Here is a 13,635-nt window from a genome sequence, read left to right as displayed (position 1 = left end):
GTTGAGCCATTGCCATGCCTCTCAGCGCCATACTGACCGATCACCATCTCTGGCTGTTGATATTGGGGATACATAACGTATCCTCCTGGCTGATAAGAGTTACCATGTTGGCTATAGTTCCCATGAGGCACACCCCGGGAGCCGCCATGGCCTGGCTGGTGGTCATTTTTTTCTGGCCCTGGCCATGCCTGCTGCTGTACCTGGCCATGGGATCCAACCTACTGCCTCAGAGAAGACTGAAGAGACATCAGCGACTCCTCAGAGAGCTGTCTACCGTGAGGATAAGGTGTCACCAGACACTGTGCGCTCTCTCGCCGGAGCTTCCGAGATCGCTACACAGAATATCCTCTCTGGCCGAGACTCTGGGACACATGGCGATAGTAGGGGGAAACGATGGGAAGCTTATATCCAAGGCGTCCGATCTTTCCTCGCTACTGGTGAGAGACATAGACGAATCTAAGGAGACCGTGGATCTGCTCTACTATATACTCTCCGACGACAACATAGGAGGCCCGGTGATAGAAGCCCTGACCAGAGCCTCCAAGAGAGGGGTTCAGTGTCGTCTTATGATAGACAGCGTCGGATCGGGCTCTCTTATAAAAGAAGGAAGGGTCCACTGGCTAAGGGCCCAGGGAGTTTCGGTAGCGGAGGCCCTTCCAGCAAGTCTTTTCAGGAGACATGCGGCCCGATTCGACCTGAGAAATCACAGAAAGATAGCCATAGTAGACGGATCTGTGGCCTACACAGGCTCTCACAACATGATAGATCCCAGATACGGACACAGGGACCTAGTATGGCGCGACATGTCCATCAGACTCAAGGGACCGGTGGTGAGGCAACTCCAGGCGGTTTTTCTGGAGGATTGGTTCGTCGAGACCGGAGAGGAACCGGACCTCAAACAACTCACCGCCCCGGTGGACCAGTGGGGGGACATATCGGTACAGACCGTTCCCAGCGGTCCGAACTACAGAACGGAGAACTATCAGAGACTGATAGTCAGCGCCATGCACGACGCTACCAGGCGGGTGATAATAACCACCCCCTACCTCATTCCCGACGAGAGCCTTCTCCAGGCCATGGAGGTAGCGGCCCTCAGAGGCGTAAGAGTTCAACTGATAGTCCCATCCCGAAGCGACCAATTTCTGGTGGGACACGCAGCCAGGTCCTACTACCAAGAGCTGATGGACATGGGGATAGAGATTCATCAGTTTTCCGACGGGCTGCTACACGCCAAGACCATGACGGTAGATGGTGAGCTGGCTTTCTTCGGCTCCAGTAACTTCGACATAAGGTCCTTCGCCTTGAACTTCGAGATAAATCTAATCTTCTACGGCAAGGAAGAGGCTACTGCCATTGTGGAGGCACAGGAACGTTTTCTAGCGAAATCGATAAGGCTCACGTCGTCCAGATGGAAGGACAGGCCATTGGGGGTGAGAACACTGGAAAGCGCGACCAGGCTTTTCAGTCCTCTGCTATGAGATGTATCGCCGCGATATCGACCTTGATCCTCCTGGCCGGGATAGCCTCCGCCCAGGAAGAGATCATATTCGAAAACCTGTCCCTGGAGGAAGGGCTCTCCCAGACCACTGTCAGGACTATCCTCATGGACAAGACCGGCTACATGTGGTTCGGAACGGACGGAGGGCTGAACCGATACGACGGATACGAATTCAAAACCTACCGTAAAAGATGGGGCCGAGACGATGGACTCTCGGACAATGTCGTGACCTCGCTGGCGGAAGACAGAAAGGGCTACCTATGGATAGGCACCTCCGGAGGGCTTGATCGACTGAACATGGCTACTGGAGTGATAGAACACTACAGAAACGACCCTGCCGACGAGAACAGTCTGAGGGCTCACGAGATAACAGCCCTCTGCGTGGACCGTTCGGGAACCCTATGGATAGGGACGACGGAAGGTCTGGAGAAGGCCATCGGCATGGGCGGTAAATTCGAACATCAGAGAGGTTTGCCCGGAGCCCCCGAAGAAGGGGTCAATGTCTTAAAAGCCGATCGTTCCGGAGGAATCTGGATAGGGACCGACAGGGCCCTGTACAGAAAGGACGACGACGGCTACTCCCGCTACGGGATGAACGGTTTAGGTCACGACTCGAACAGGGCCGTAACGGCCATAGAGGAGGACCACCGTTACCGGATCTGGGTGGGAACGAGATCCGGTAAGCTCTATGGTCTGGACAGACAGTCGGAAAAATTCGCCCCGGTATCTCTACCCACGGATAAAACCGGGCTCTCCAGATCGATAACGTCCATATACGAGGACATAGCGGGAGAACTATGGATAGGGACCGACGGAAACGGGGTTATCCGCTTCGACCCAAACTCCGGGAGCACCTCGATCTACCGCAGGGACAACACATCTCCCCACGGTCTCAGAGGAAACATAGTCCTCTCGATCTTTGGAGACACGGGATCGTCGATATACTTCGGAGATCTTACAGGCATCATCTGGATGGGGACCTTTTCCGACGGAGTGGAAAAGGTCCACCTGAAGAAACCCTTCCAAAGGTACGACAGCAAGTCCTACAACGTCAAGGGTCTTGTAGGACAGGACGTCAGGGCACTGTGGAAGGACAAAGACGGCACCCTCTGGGCCGGCACCTACGGCGACGGACTCAGGGTTATCAACGAGAGAAAGGGCACTTCGGAGACCATAAGACACGACCCGCAAGACCCCATGAGTCCCGACAGCGACAGAGTACTATCCATATTCAGATGCGACGACGATAGACTCCTAATAGGAACAGACTCGGGACTGGACAGCTTCGACGGCAACGTTTTCGAGACGGTCCCCTTCATAGGCATAAAGGAATCTCCACCGGTTCGATCAATGATCCAGGGCGACGACGGAACACTCTGGATCGGGACGGCAAGAGGGCCATTCCGATTGGACGGAGCGATGGCCCTACCGGAAGATAGATGGGAGTGCCTTGCCGAAGCGGAGATAACCTCCATGGCCTTTAGAGACGGAATACTGTGGGTAGGCACCGACGATGACGGTCTATTCTCCTTATCTCTGGAGGATCAAACCTGTCGTCATATGACTCCTTGGTCGCATGACTGGGTCATGAGCGACAGGATACTATGTCTGATGCTGGACGAAAAGGGGCTCTGGATAGGGACGGACCTAGGACTTCAGAGGATAGAAGGAGACCAAGTCGACGTATATACGTCCGAGAACGGCCTGCCCAGCGACGTGATAAAGGCGATCCTTCAGGACAGATACGGCAATCTATGGCTCAGCACCGACAACGGCCTGAGCCGCATGGATCCCGAGACCGGGGACCTCACCAACTACTCCATGGGAGACGGTCTACAGGGAAAGGAGTTCAATCGAGGGGCAGCCATAACGGACCGCTTCGGCAAGATCTATTTCGGAGGGACCAAGGGGTGCAACAGCTTTTATCCGGACAACATAAGCGAAAACGAACACATACCTCCGGTCGTGATAAACGAGGTTTCGGTGTTCGGAGAGCCAGCTCCTATGAGGAAAAATCGACAGGGATACGACAAGGTTGTCCTCACCGACAGACAGAACTACATCACCATAAAGTTCGCCGCACTGGATTACACCGCACCGAAGGCCAACGAATACATGTATCGTCTGAAGGGGTTCGACGAGAACTGGATACACTCGGGAAACGGACACGAGGCCAGCTACACCTATCTACCTCCGGGACGATACGTCTTCTCCGTAAAAGGAGCCAACAACAACGGGGTCTGGAACGAAGAAGAGGCAAACCTCGAGATAGTGGTAATTCCCCCGATATGGGAAACCCCCATGGCCTATCTTCTCTATATCTCATTGCTAGGGATCGTACTCTATCTGGCGCTTAAATACGTCAGAAACCGACAGGAAAAGAGGACGGAGAGACGTCTAAGGATGGTCATGGAAGGGGCCAACCGAAAGCTGACCGAGAAAAACAGGCAACTGGAACAGGCCAGGAGACACGAGGCAAAACACAGACAGAGACTGAGATCCCTCGCCACTGCCCTCACCGAAGCGGAGGAAAGGGAAAGACGTCAGATAGCCACGGAGGTCCACGATTCCATAGGCCAGACTCTGGCCTTGTCCAAGATAAAACTCGAGATGCTCCGCCAGTCACTTTCCGGCCAGGCAGACGAGGACATATCGGCGGTTACGTCCATGCTGGACGAAACGATAGACTCCACCAGGACTCTCACGTTCGAGTTAGGAACCCCCATGCTATACCGTTTCGGCTTCACCGCCGCGTTGGAATACCTGTCGGAGAGATTTGAAGATAATTACGGCATCTCCATAGAGTACATCTCGGACGGACCGATGCCCTCGATGGACGACGACATGAAGGCCTTCCTGTTTAGAGCGGTCAGGGAACTGGCGATGAACACGGTAAAACACGCGGAGGCGTCTAAGATGACCATCAGGATCAAGACCTACGGAGATCGACTTTACGTATCGACCACCGATGATGGATCGGGCTTCGACCCCAAGACCCTCGAGAAACTGGAGGGGAATAGGAGATCCTTCGGCCTTTTCAGCCTCAGAGAGAGGATAATCTCCCTGGGAGGACGGCTGGTCATAAGGTCGACCCCGGGGGAGGGGACCTCTGTGAGACTGATGGTCCCGGTCGGAAGGAGGGACGACGAATGACGATAAAGATACTCCTGGCAGACGACCATAAGATACTCAGGGAGGGAGTAAAGGCCCTGCTGAACCGCCAGGAAGACATGGAGGTAGTGGCAGAGGCAGGAAACGGAGAGGAGGCCCTGTCCATAGCCGGCGAGATCAGACCTGACGTAACTGTCATGGACGTCATGATGCCCCAGATGGACGGAATAGAGGCGACCAGACGGATAGTAGAGGACGGCTCGTCGAGAGTGGTGGCCCTCTCCATGTACGCCGACAGAAGCTTCGTCTCCGAGATGCTCAAGGTAGGAGCCCTGGGATTTCTTCTGAAGGACTGCGCTTCCACCGAACTGGTCGAGGCGGTGAGGAAGGTTATGGACGGAGAGATCTACCTAGGACCCAGCATATCCCATATAGTGGCAAAACTGTACGTGTCGTCTCTACACGACCCGGACGACATAGAACCTCTTACACCGAGGGAAAAAGAGATATTGATGCTCCTGGCGGAGGGGAACACGAACAGAGAGGTGGCGGAAAGATTGCATCTCAGCATAAAGACCGTCGGGACCCACAGACAACACATAATGAACAAGTTGAAACTGAAAAACCTGGCCGATCTGGTCAAATACGCCATACGAAATGGAATGATATCCATCAATCGATGACTATAGGCGACAAAACCCTAGTATAAATCAGCAAAAGGAGAAGTCCCTATCATCCCAGGACCGATTGTACCGCCCTATGAAACGACATATGCTTACAAAAGTGTAGCTAAACACATCATATTCACATGGAGGGACGATCAATGGAGAGAAAAGGAAAGATAGGGCTTCTTCCAAAGCTGATAATCGCCATCATCGCCGGTATACTAATAGGTAAGTTCACCCCCGAACAGGTGGTAAGGCTTCTCGCAACCTTCAACGGCCTCTTCGGCAACTTTCTTGGCTTCAGCATACCTCTGATAATAATCGGGTTCGTGGCTCCCGGAATAGGCGACCTGGGCAAGAACGCCGGTAAGATACTGGGGCTAACGGTCGCGATAGCCTACGGTTCCACCGTTTTGGCCGGTTCCCTGGCCTACTTCGCAGACAGCGCCGTATTCCCCCATATTCTTAGCGTAGGCGCCATGGTCTCCGAATCGGCAGCTCACGGAAACCCCGAAGAGGCCCTGCTGGCGCCGTTCTTCATAGTGGAGATGCCTGCGATAATGGGGGTCATGACCGCCTTGCTGATAGCCTTCACCCTCGGAATAGGGATGGCCGCCATAGACGGAGGCAAGCTCAACGAGGTCATGCACGAGTTCCAGAGCATAATAGAGAAACTCATCTCCGTGGTGATAATTCCCCTCCTTCCGCTTCACATCTGCGGCATCTTCGCAAATATGACCTACGGAGGCGAGGTCCAGACCATTATGTCGGTGTTCATAAAGGTATATGCCGTCATAATAGCGTTGCATTTCACCATGTTGATCGTCCAGTATCTGATAGCCTGTTCCGCCGCCGGGAAGAACCCCTTCAAGGCTATAAAGAACATGATCCCGGCCTACTTCACCGCCATAGGGACCCAGTCCTCCGCCGCGACTATCCCTGTCACACTTCAACAGACCAAGGAAAACGGCGTCGACGAGGACGTGGCGGACTTCGTAGTTCCCCTCTGCGCCACCATACACCTGTCTGGAAGCACCATAACCCTGACCAGCTGTGCCATAGCGGTCATGATGCTTCACGGAATGGACGTATCCTTCGCAGCCATGCTGCCCTTCGTGATGATGTTGGGAGTCTGCATGGTAGCGGCACCGGGAGTTCCTGGCGGCGCCGTCATGGCGGCTTTGGGAGTGTTGGAGTCTATGCTCCACTTCAGCCCGACCATGCTCTCCCTCATGATAGCCCTCTACCTGGCCCAGGACAGTTTCGGAACCGCCTGTAACGTCACGGGAGACGGAGCCATCGCTATATTGGTCAACAAATTGACAGGAAAGAACGCAAGAATTCCGGACACCTCCGGACAGCCGGTAGGCGCCGGAGACTGACGGGAACATAAAAGCCCGAAACACACCACCCCCTGAGGGGAGAGATTATCTCTCCCCTCCTTTTCATGATCAAAAAAGGAGGCCGACATAGATGAAACGAATAGTGGTAACCGGAGGACTGGGACAGATAGGGACGGAGCTGATCCGCCGTCTCAGGAAGGAATACGGCAACGACTGCGTATTGGCAACGGACGTGAAGGAAGAGGGAACGGAACGTCTTGGCGAGGGGCCCTTCGAGCTTCTGGACGTGACTGACGGAAACAAGCTGAGTGAACTGGTGAAGAGACACAGGGCCGACACGGTGCTTCACCTGGCCGGCATACTCTCGGCCAACGCGGAGAAGAACCCCCAGCTGGCTTGGTCGGTCAACATGAACGGTCTCTACAACGCCCTGGAGGTCGCCCGTCAGGAGAGCTGCTCCTTCTTCTTTCCCAGCTCCATCGCGGCCTTCGGACCAGGGACGCCACAGGACAAAACGCCACAGGACACTGTCCAGAGGCCCAACACCATCTACGGAGTGGCCAAGGTATCGGGAGAGCTTCTGTGCGACTACTACCACGGCAAATACGGCCTGGACACCAGGGGAGTCCGCTTCCCCGGACTCATCTCCTACGACGCCCTTCCCGGAGGAGGGACCACCGACTACGCCGTCCACATCTACTACGACGCAATTCGCAAAGGCAGCTACACCAGCTTCATAGCCCCGGGGACCTACATGGACATGATGTACATGCCCGACGCCCTGGATAGTGTGGTGGGGCTCATGGAAGCCGACCCGTCCAGGCTGAAGCACCGGTGTTGCTTCAACATAACCGCCATGAGCTTCGAGCCGGACCAACTTGCGGCGGCCATAGAAAAGCACGTACCGGGATTCGTCCTGAACTACGACGTAGACCCGGCCCGTCAGGCCATAGCCGAATCGTGGCCCAACTCCATAGACGACAGCGCCGCCAGAGAGGAATGGGACTGGAACCCTAAATACGACCTGGAGGCCATGACGGTCGACATGCTTGAGAAACTGAAGGCCAAACTATCCTAGAAGTAGGGGAAGGAGAGAAAACCATGCTGGACAGACTGGAGAAAACCCTTAATGGGAACCTGGAGGAGCTGAGAAACTCCGGACGGGCCAAGGGCAAGGAACTGATAATAGAGGACGTCATCAAGCCGGAAGGCGACAGGGGGCCTCGCTACCTCGTCAAGGGACACGGTGAGAAACCCTTCATAAGGATGAACTCCAACTCCTACCTGGGACTTACCCTGAGGGACGACCTCAGAGAGGCGGAGGAAGAGGGAGCCACCAGATACGGAGTCGGCCCCGGAGCGGTCCGGTTCATAAGCGGTACCTTCAGACCTCACAGGGACCTGGAGAAAAAACTGGCCGCCTTTCACGGCAGAGAGGAAGCCATGGTCTTCAGCTCGGCCTACATGACGGTAAACGGAGTGCTCACCTCCCTGATAACCAAGGAAACGGCGGTCATAAGCGACGAGCTCAACCACAACTGCATAATAAACGCCATAAGGCTCTCCCGCCCCAGGAGCAAATCGGTCTACGGCCACAACGACGTGGCAGAGCTGGAGAGCAGGATCCTGGAGGCCCAGGGAGCCCGGCGTCTCATAGTCGTCACGGACGGCATCTTCAGCATGAGAGGAGACCACGCCCCTCTTAAGGAGATAGAGGCAGTGGTCAGGAAACACGACCATCTCTTTCCTGAGAACGCCATACTGGTGGTGGACGACTCCCACGGGGTGGGGGCCTTCGGAGAGACAGGCAGAGGCACGGAGGAATACACGGGAGGTCGGGCCGACGTCCTGGTGGGGACCCTGGGCAAAGCCTACGGTGTCAACGGCGGCTACGTCGTATCCAGCGAAGCGGTAGTAACCTACCTGAGGGAACACGCCCCCATGTACATCTACTCGAACCCCATCTCCGCCGGAGAGGCGGCCGCCACGGTCAAGGCCCTGGAGATACTGGACGGCCCCGAGGGAAGGGGCATACTGAAACACCTGAGGGACATGACCGGACGGTTCGAGAAAGGGCTGACCGACCTGGGCTACGAGGTGATCCCCGGAGACCATCCTGTGGTTCCCCTGATGGTCCGAGACACCGAGGAAACCTCCAGGATAGTCTCCTACCTGCTGGAGAATGGCGTCCTTGCCACGGGGCTGAACTACCCTGTGGTTCCCAAGGGAGACGAGGAGATACGGTTCCAGATATCCGGCGACCACACGGCATCGGATATCGACGCTGTTCTGGATATACTCAGGGAGTACAGAGAGAAACGGTAGAGGAGATCGGCCACTCTCGTTCCACCAGAACAAGAAACACCGCCAAAGCCAGCATATCGGCACTGCCTCCGGGACTTACCCAGTTATCCAGACAGTAGCGTTCCATGGCGGCGACCTTGCGACGTCCCTCGGAGGTCTTCATGCAACCAAGGCGCAAAGCCTCCTCGGCGGCCTCCGCCAGGTATATCATTCTCTCCTTTCCTCCTCGGGACAACACGTTGGTATCGTTTCCCGAGGCCAGGACGGAGAGCAAAGCGTCGCACATAGCGGAAGACGATAGAGGATCGGGATAGGACTTAAGGCGGGACAGGGCGACGAGAGCGCTGGGGAACCCCCTCTCCGCCTCTCCCCTGATCCCGTCGACTCCCATAGACACGAAGAGCCTCTCTCCGGCGGAGAGGGGCTCTTCGTGTCTCAGAAGCAGGGGAGTCAACTCCCTCTCGACTATCCCAGCCACGAAGGATCCTGAAACCTTCGCCACCGCCTCTCCATGAGGAACCTCCCCTAAAGACACGGTCCTCGCGACTGCCGCCACGGCCAACCCCATAGAGAATATCGCTCCCCTGTGGGTGTTCACTCCTCCGGTGGCCTCCTCCATCGACGACTCCGCCTCTCTTCCGGCGGATCTCAACACCTTCAGACATTCCTCCGGAGATTCACGGTGAAGCTTCGCCCCTATAGTGGCAGCCTGTTTAAAAAAAGGCCCCAAGGCCAAAGCACTGGCAACGAAGGAGCCGAAGTCCATGTCGTGATGGGCTCCTCTGTCGATAGACGTTACCAACCCGGGCTTGGGCGAAGAAGCGGCCTCATGGATAAGAGCCCTCTGAGCCAAGGTTGCCAACCTGTCGGACAGCATACGAGGGGAGCTCAGCGGGCTCCAGCCCTGTCTAAAACGGTGTTTATCCTAGCTCTCAGAGTGCACTCCAAGGCGCCTTTATCCTGAATTCTAAGGACACCCTTCTCAAGGCCTACTTGGGAGACCAGCTCATCGACTACCTCCCTTATTCTCCTGCCTCTTTGCTTCATAACGATACTCTCGACCTCCACCTCTAAGACCTCGTCCGACGGAGAGAAACTAACCATTACATCGCTGGATTCGAGGGTACCTGCTACCGCGGCGGAACTGAACTCCATGCCCATCACTCCTCGTTTTCTTTATATCGATTTAAAAGGTAATTCCAGGTTACGTCGGGAACCAGTGGGCGGATCGAATCCATCTCCCCCGACTCCAGTAAGGCTCTAACCCTGGAAGCGCTTATGGGGACACCGCCGCTCTCTATCCGAGACAGCTCCTCCACCGCAACTCCCAGAGGTGGTAGATCGGTCTTCATGGTCTCGTTGTAGAGTGCGGTGAGACGACAGTTCGGTTCGCTACCCACGAATCGCCTGGAAACGCCGAGTGCCGGAGCTATTTTAGTACCGAATAACCGGATGTCCAGAGCAGCGTGTACGGACTCTTCCTCCCCTCCCTTGGTGAAGTAGGTAGGGAAGGTAGCGGAAGAGATGACGTAGGGTCCACTGGGTATCACCGTAACGTTGTCCAGATCGGACAACCCGGAACTCACCATAAGGAACCGGTCCTCGAAGGGAAAGATCGACCGATCTTCCTCCACCACGAGGACGAAAAGATGGGATGACGAAGAGGAGGCCCTCTCGAGAAGCCATCGATGGCCCAGGGTAAAGGGATTGCAGTTTACGACCACCGCCGAGCTGTCCCTTCCAGTGGCCATTTCGGAGAGGCCAGCGAGGTATTTGTCCAGACCGGGACTTCCCCACTCTAAAAGAGAGGCTCCTTTAACCGAGACGATCTCTCTGAACCCTAAACGGGAAAAGCTGAGGGCCTCCGATGGCTTGGTGAACAGAAAAAGGTGACCGATCCCCTCCGAGACCGCCAGAGAAATGACCCTGGAGATAAGGGAAGCCGCCAACCCCTCCCCCTCGAAGGAATCGTCGACCGCCACACCCTGGACGACCGATCGGAACAAAGAGGCGGTACCTACAAGCCTATCGGAATCGAAAGCCCCCAAAATTCTGCCATCTCCACCGGGGACGGAAAGCCCCCTGGAGGCCAGAAGCGAGGCCCTCTCCTCCATCTCGCTTTGGAAACAGAGCTCCCTTATCTCAACCACAAAAAGCACCTCCCAATAAGGGAAAAACAGCAGGCTGAATATTCAGAGACTGCCTTGCCGTGCATACATAGCGTCTTGTGAGAAAACGTACTTTACAAACTTCCCTTTTGAGCATAGTATAACAGATATGGATGCTGCATCAAGCATCCTGGATCCAAAAAGGAGACTGACCATGCCATTACTTTCTAAAGCCAAGGAAATAAAGATCAAACCGGTAAGGGAGATCGTCTACGAACACATCAGACAGGCCATCGTAGGCGGCGAACTGGAACCGGGCACCAGGTTCACCGATGGAGAGATCGCGACCGAGTTCAACATCAGCAGGACTCCCGTCAGAGAGGCTATACAAAAACTGGAGACCGAGGGCCTGATAGAGAGGGTTCCCATGAAGGGCAACGTGGTAAAAGGTCTGCTCCCCAAGGACGTGGCTCAGATATTCGCCTTGAGAAAGGCACTGGAGTGTCTGGCGGTACGTTATGTGGCGGTCAATGCCACGGAGGAAGAGCTCGGCCTCATAAGGGCCACCCTGGATCAGGCAAAAACCTATATGAACACCTTACAGGGAGACGCCCTGGCGGACGCATACGTTCCCATAGTGGCAAGGTATAACAAGGCCATGTTCGAGGCATCCCACGCCCCCAGGGTGGTGGACCTCATATGGAGCCACCGAGAGATGCTGGACCGGTACAGGGTCGTAAGGATCGTCATCGCCAAGAGACTTCACGAAAGCTACAGCACGAGAGAACAGATGTACGGCTATTTCGTGGACAGGAAACCAGATGACGCAGCGATCCTCTGGGCAAGCCATATAGACAGGTCCTACAGGATATGGATCGAAGCTATAGGTTGCTCCGAGGATATAGGGACACACGACTATATGTGAGATACACCCCTATGGGGTTATTTGTTTGAGGAGCGGGTAGGAAGAGAACGGTAAAGAGCTTCACAAGAGGGGTAACAAAGTCCGTCCAAAATCGAAGGGAGGAAACGCTTCATGAAAAAACTTTTCGTATTGTTCTGCGCAACTCTGTTGGTCGTAGCCTCTTCCGGCGCGGCCCTGGCCGACTGGTCTCCCAAGAGACCTATCGAGCTCATCGCACCGGCCGGTCCCGGAGGTGGTTGGGACCTGCTATGCCGCACCATACAGAAGACCCTTAAAGAGGAAAAACTGGTCGATCGTCCCGTGCTCGTCACCAACAAACCCGGTGGAGGCGGAGCTACCGGATGGAACTACCTCAAGGGCAAGGAAGGCAAGGGCGAGTACATAGCGGCAACCTCCACCCTTCTCATACTGAACAACCTGTTCGGAAAGAGCCCTCTCTCCTACAAGGACTTCACCGTCCTCGCAAACCTTCAGGCCGAGTGGATCGCCGTAGCTGTGGCCAAAGACGCTCCCTGGACCAACGGCAAAGAGCTTTTCGAGGCCATCGACGCCGATCCGGACGGTATGGTCATAGGGGTTGGACCGGCTCTCGGAAACGACGACCACATATCCTTCCTGATGCTGGCACAGAAATACGGCGTAGATCCCCAGAAGATCAAGTTCGTCGTCTATCCCAAGACCGCCGCTGAGCAGATTCCCGCTCTCATGGGCGGCCACGTCAAGGCCATCACTATCGGTCTGGCCGAGGTAATGGAGCAGCACAAGGCCGACAACCTGAGGATAATCGGCATAAGCTCCAAGGAACGTCTCGAGTCCCTCCCGAACGTAAAACCCTGGGTGGAACAGGGAGTCGATATGATATTCCCCCACTGGAGAGGTATCATCGCCGCTCCCGGATTGAGCGAGGAGCAGATCGCCTACTGGCAGGGAACCATCGAAAAGATGATAGAGACCCCCACCTGGAAAGAGCAGCTCGAGAAACTGGAGTGGGCCCCCTTCTATCAGAACCCCGCGGAGTTCGCCGCATCCCTTGCGGACCAGACCGAAAACTTCCAGTCAACTCTCAAGAGGGTCGGACTCATCAAGTAGACCGAACCACAGACACAACCGAAAAGGACGGGGTTAAGGTTCACCCCGTCCTTCTCTTCCACCCCCCCCTCTATAAATCTTGACTTTGGCCCATCCAAATAACAGGAGGTAAGTGAAATGACGAAAAATATGATCTCCGGACTTCTCTCCGTCGTCCTGGGCTTAGCCTATATCTACGGGGCCGCCCTGATTCCGGAGGTGAAGGCGGGGGACGAGATAGGACCAAGGCTTTTTCCCTACATAATAGGCACTGCCGCCGTGATATGCGGAGGTTTGCTGACCCTGTCGGAACTACGGAAGAAGGAGAGGGAGCCGTTTTCCTTCGGCTTCGTGACGGAAAGACCCATATGGATCAAGATATTCGCCATCATAATCCTGGGGATACTCTACGGAGAGACCCTGGATTATCTGGGCTACGTAATAGGGACGATCCTCTTCATGGTTCTGGTGGGATCGATCCTGAACAAAGGACGGTTCGTTCAGAACGCAATCATAGCCGTTTCCTTTTCCTGCGTGTGTTACGGAGTGTTCTCCATAGCCCTGAAGCTGAGCCTCCCCAGAGGGCTGCTGAGCTTCCTGCCCTTCTAGAAGA

12 protein-coding genes are annotated in these 13,635 nt (G+C 55.4%); 9 read left to right on the top strand and 3 right to left on the bottom strand.

Going from position 1 to position 13,635, the window contains the following annotated elements:
* Window positions 1–14 precede the first annotated feature (14 nt).
* The 6 genes from cls (at window position 15) to DPEP_RS07155 (ending at window position 8,942) form a co-directional block, all read left to right on the top strand.
* The gene (gene cls / locus DPEP_RS07180; RefSeq protein ID WP_005660863.1) at window positions 15–1,478 is read left to right on the top strand and encodes a cardiolipin synthase; all 1,464 of its coding nucleotides are present in this window, start codon (window positions 15–17) and stop codon (window positions 1,476–1,478) included.
* The gene (locus DPEP_RS07175) at window positions 1,475–4,651 is read left to right on the top strand and encodes a sensor histidine kinase (protein ID WP_005660862.1); all 3,177 of its coding nucleotides are present in this window, start codon (window positions 1,475–1,477) and stop codon (window positions 4,649–4,651) included. The genes cls and DPEP_RS07175 overlap by 4 nt, the downstream gene beginning before the upstream one ends.
* Window positions 4,648–5,292 (top strand): response regulator, encoded by a 645-nt coding sequence (locus tag DPEP_RS07170; RefSeq protein WP_005660860.1) that lies wholly within the window; start codon window positions 4,648–4,650, stop codon window positions 5,290–5,292. Before DPEP_RS07175 ends, DPEP_RS07170 begins: the two co-directional genes overlap by 4 nt.
* Window positions 5,293–5,432: 140 nt before the next feature.
* On the top strand, window positions 5,433–6,656 hold the full coding sequence (locus tag DPEP_RS07165) for a dicarboxylate/amino acid:cation symporter (RefSeq protein ID WP_005660858.1): 1,224 nt from the start codon (window positions 5,433–5,435) through the stop codon (window positions 6,654–6,656).
* A 91-nt stretch (window positions 6,657–6,747) separates the two neighbouring features.
* Window positions 6,748–7,695, top strand: coding sequence for an L-threonine 3-dehydrogenase (locus DPEP_RS07160; protein ID WP_005660857.1), 948 nt, complete (start codon window positions 6,748–6,750; stop codon window positions 7,693–7,695).
* 23 nt (window positions 7,696–7,718) lie between these two features.
* Entirely contained in the window at window positions 7,719–8,942 is a 1,224-nt protein-coding gene (locus DPEP_RS07155; RefSeq protein ID WP_005660856.1) for an aminotransferase class I/II-fold pyridoxal phosphate-dependent enzyme, read from the top strand.
* Here DPEP_RS07155 and DPEP_RS07150 read toward each other — a convergent pair.
* From DPEP_RS07150 to citC, 3 genes are read right to left on the bottom strand one after another with little or no spacing between them, the layout of a single operon-like run.
* A complete protein-coding gene (locus tag DPEP_RS07150; protein ID WP_005660855.1) occupies window positions 8,917–9,798 on the bottom strand; it encodes a triphosphoribosyl-dephospho-CoA synthase in 882 nt (293 codons plus the stop codon). The genes DPEP_RS07155 and DPEP_RS07150 overlap by 26 nt on opposite strands.
* Before the next feature lie 11 nt (window positions 9,799–9,809).
* Window positions 9,810–10,076: a citrate lyase acyl carrier protein gene (citD, locus tag DPEP_RS07145; protein ID WP_005660854.1), complete on the bottom strand. Its 267-nt coding sequence runs from the start codon at window positions 10,074–10,076 to the stop codon at window positions 9,810–9,812.
* 5 nt (window positions 10,077–10,081) lie between these two features.
* Window positions 10,082–11,071: a [citrate (pro-3S)-lyase] ligase gene (gene citC / locus DPEP_RS07140; protein WP_005660852.1), complete on the bottom strand. Its 990-nt coding sequence runs from the start codon at window positions 11,069–11,071 to the stop codon at window positions 10,082–10,084.
* A 172-nt stretch (window positions 11,072–11,243) separates the two neighbouring features.
* On the opposite strand from citC, the gene DPEP_RS07135 reads away from it, so the two are divergent.
* From DPEP_RS07135 to DPEP_RS07125, 3 genes are all read left to right on the top strand, one after another.
* The gene (locus DPEP_RS07135; RefSeq protein ID WP_005660850.1) at window positions 11,244–11,954 is read left to right on the top strand and encodes a GntR family transcriptional regulator; all 711 of its coding nucleotides are present in this window, start codon (window positions 11,244–11,246) and stop codon (window positions 11,952–11,954) included.
* Between the two features lie 111 nt (window positions 11,955–12,065).
* A complete protein-coding gene (locus tag DPEP_RS07130) occupies window positions 12,066–13,043 on the top strand; it encodes a Bug family tripartite tricarboxylate transporter substrate binding protein (protein WP_005660848.1) in 978 nt (325 codons plus the stop codon).
* Between the two features lie 117 nt (window positions 13,044–13,160).
* Complete coding sequence (locus DPEP_RS07125; RefSeq protein WP_005660846.1) at window positions 13,161–13,631, top strand: tripartite tricarboxylate transporter TctB family protein; 471 nt, start codon at window positions 13,161–13,163, stop codon at window positions 13,629–13,631.
* The last annotated feature ends 4 nt before the right edge of the window (window positions 13,632–13,635 follow it).

It is taken from the genome of Dethiosulfovibrio peptidovorans DSM 11002 (assembly GCF_000172975.1).
Classification (GTDB): Bacteria; Synergistota; Synergistia; order Synergistales; family Dethiosulfovibrionaceae; genus Dethiosulfovibrio; species Dethiosulfovibrio peptidovorans.
This window is presented reverse-complemented; position numbering and strand designations above follow the sequence as displayed.

Bases quoted from the DNA above. Each gene is read 5' to 3' on its own strand.
- DPEP_RS07160 (WP_005660857.1), top strand. From the start codon at position 6,748: ATGAAACGAATAGTGGTAACCGGAGGACTGGGACAGATAGGGACGGAG.
- DPEP_RS07165 (WP_005660858.1), top strand. From the start codon at position 5,433: ATGGAGAGAAAAGGAAAGATAGGGCTTCTTCCAAAGCTGATAATCGCC.
- DPEP_RS07170 (WP_005660860.1), top strand. From the start codon at position 4,648: ATGACGATAAAGATACTCCTGGCAGACGACCATAAGATACTCAGGGAG.
- DPEP_RS07155 (WP_005660856.1), top strand. From the start codon at position 7,719: ATGCTGGACAGACTGGAGAAAACCCTTAATGGGAACCTGGAGGAGCTG.
- citD (WP_005660854.1), bottom strand. From the start codon at position 10,076: ATGGAGTTCAGTTCCGCCGCGGTAGCAGGTACCCTCGAATCCAGCGAT.
- cls (WP_005660863.1), top strand. From the start codon at position 15: ATGCCTCTCAGCGCCATACTGACCGATCACCATCTCTGGCTGTTGATA.
- DPEP_RS07150 (WP_005660855.1), bottom strand. From the start codon at position 9,798: ATGCTGTCCGACAGGTTGGCAACCTTGGCTCAGAGGGCTCTTATCCAT.
- DPEP_RS07130 (WP_005660848.1), top strand. From the start codon at position 12,066: ATGAAAAAACTTTTCGTATTGTTCTGCGCAACTCTGTTGGTCGTAGCC.
- DPEP_RS07135 (WP_005660850.1), top strand. From the start codon at position 11,244: ATGCCATTACTTTCTAAAGCCAAGGAAATAAAGATCAAACCGGTAAGG.
- DPEP_RS07175 (WP_005660862.1), top strand. From the start codon at position 1,475: ATGAGATGTATCGCCGCGATATCGACCTTGATCCTCCTGGCCGGGATA.
- DPEP_RS07125 (WP_005660846.1), top strand. From the start codon at position 13,161: ATGACGAAAAATATGATCTCCGGACTTCTCTCCGTCGTCCTGGGCTTA.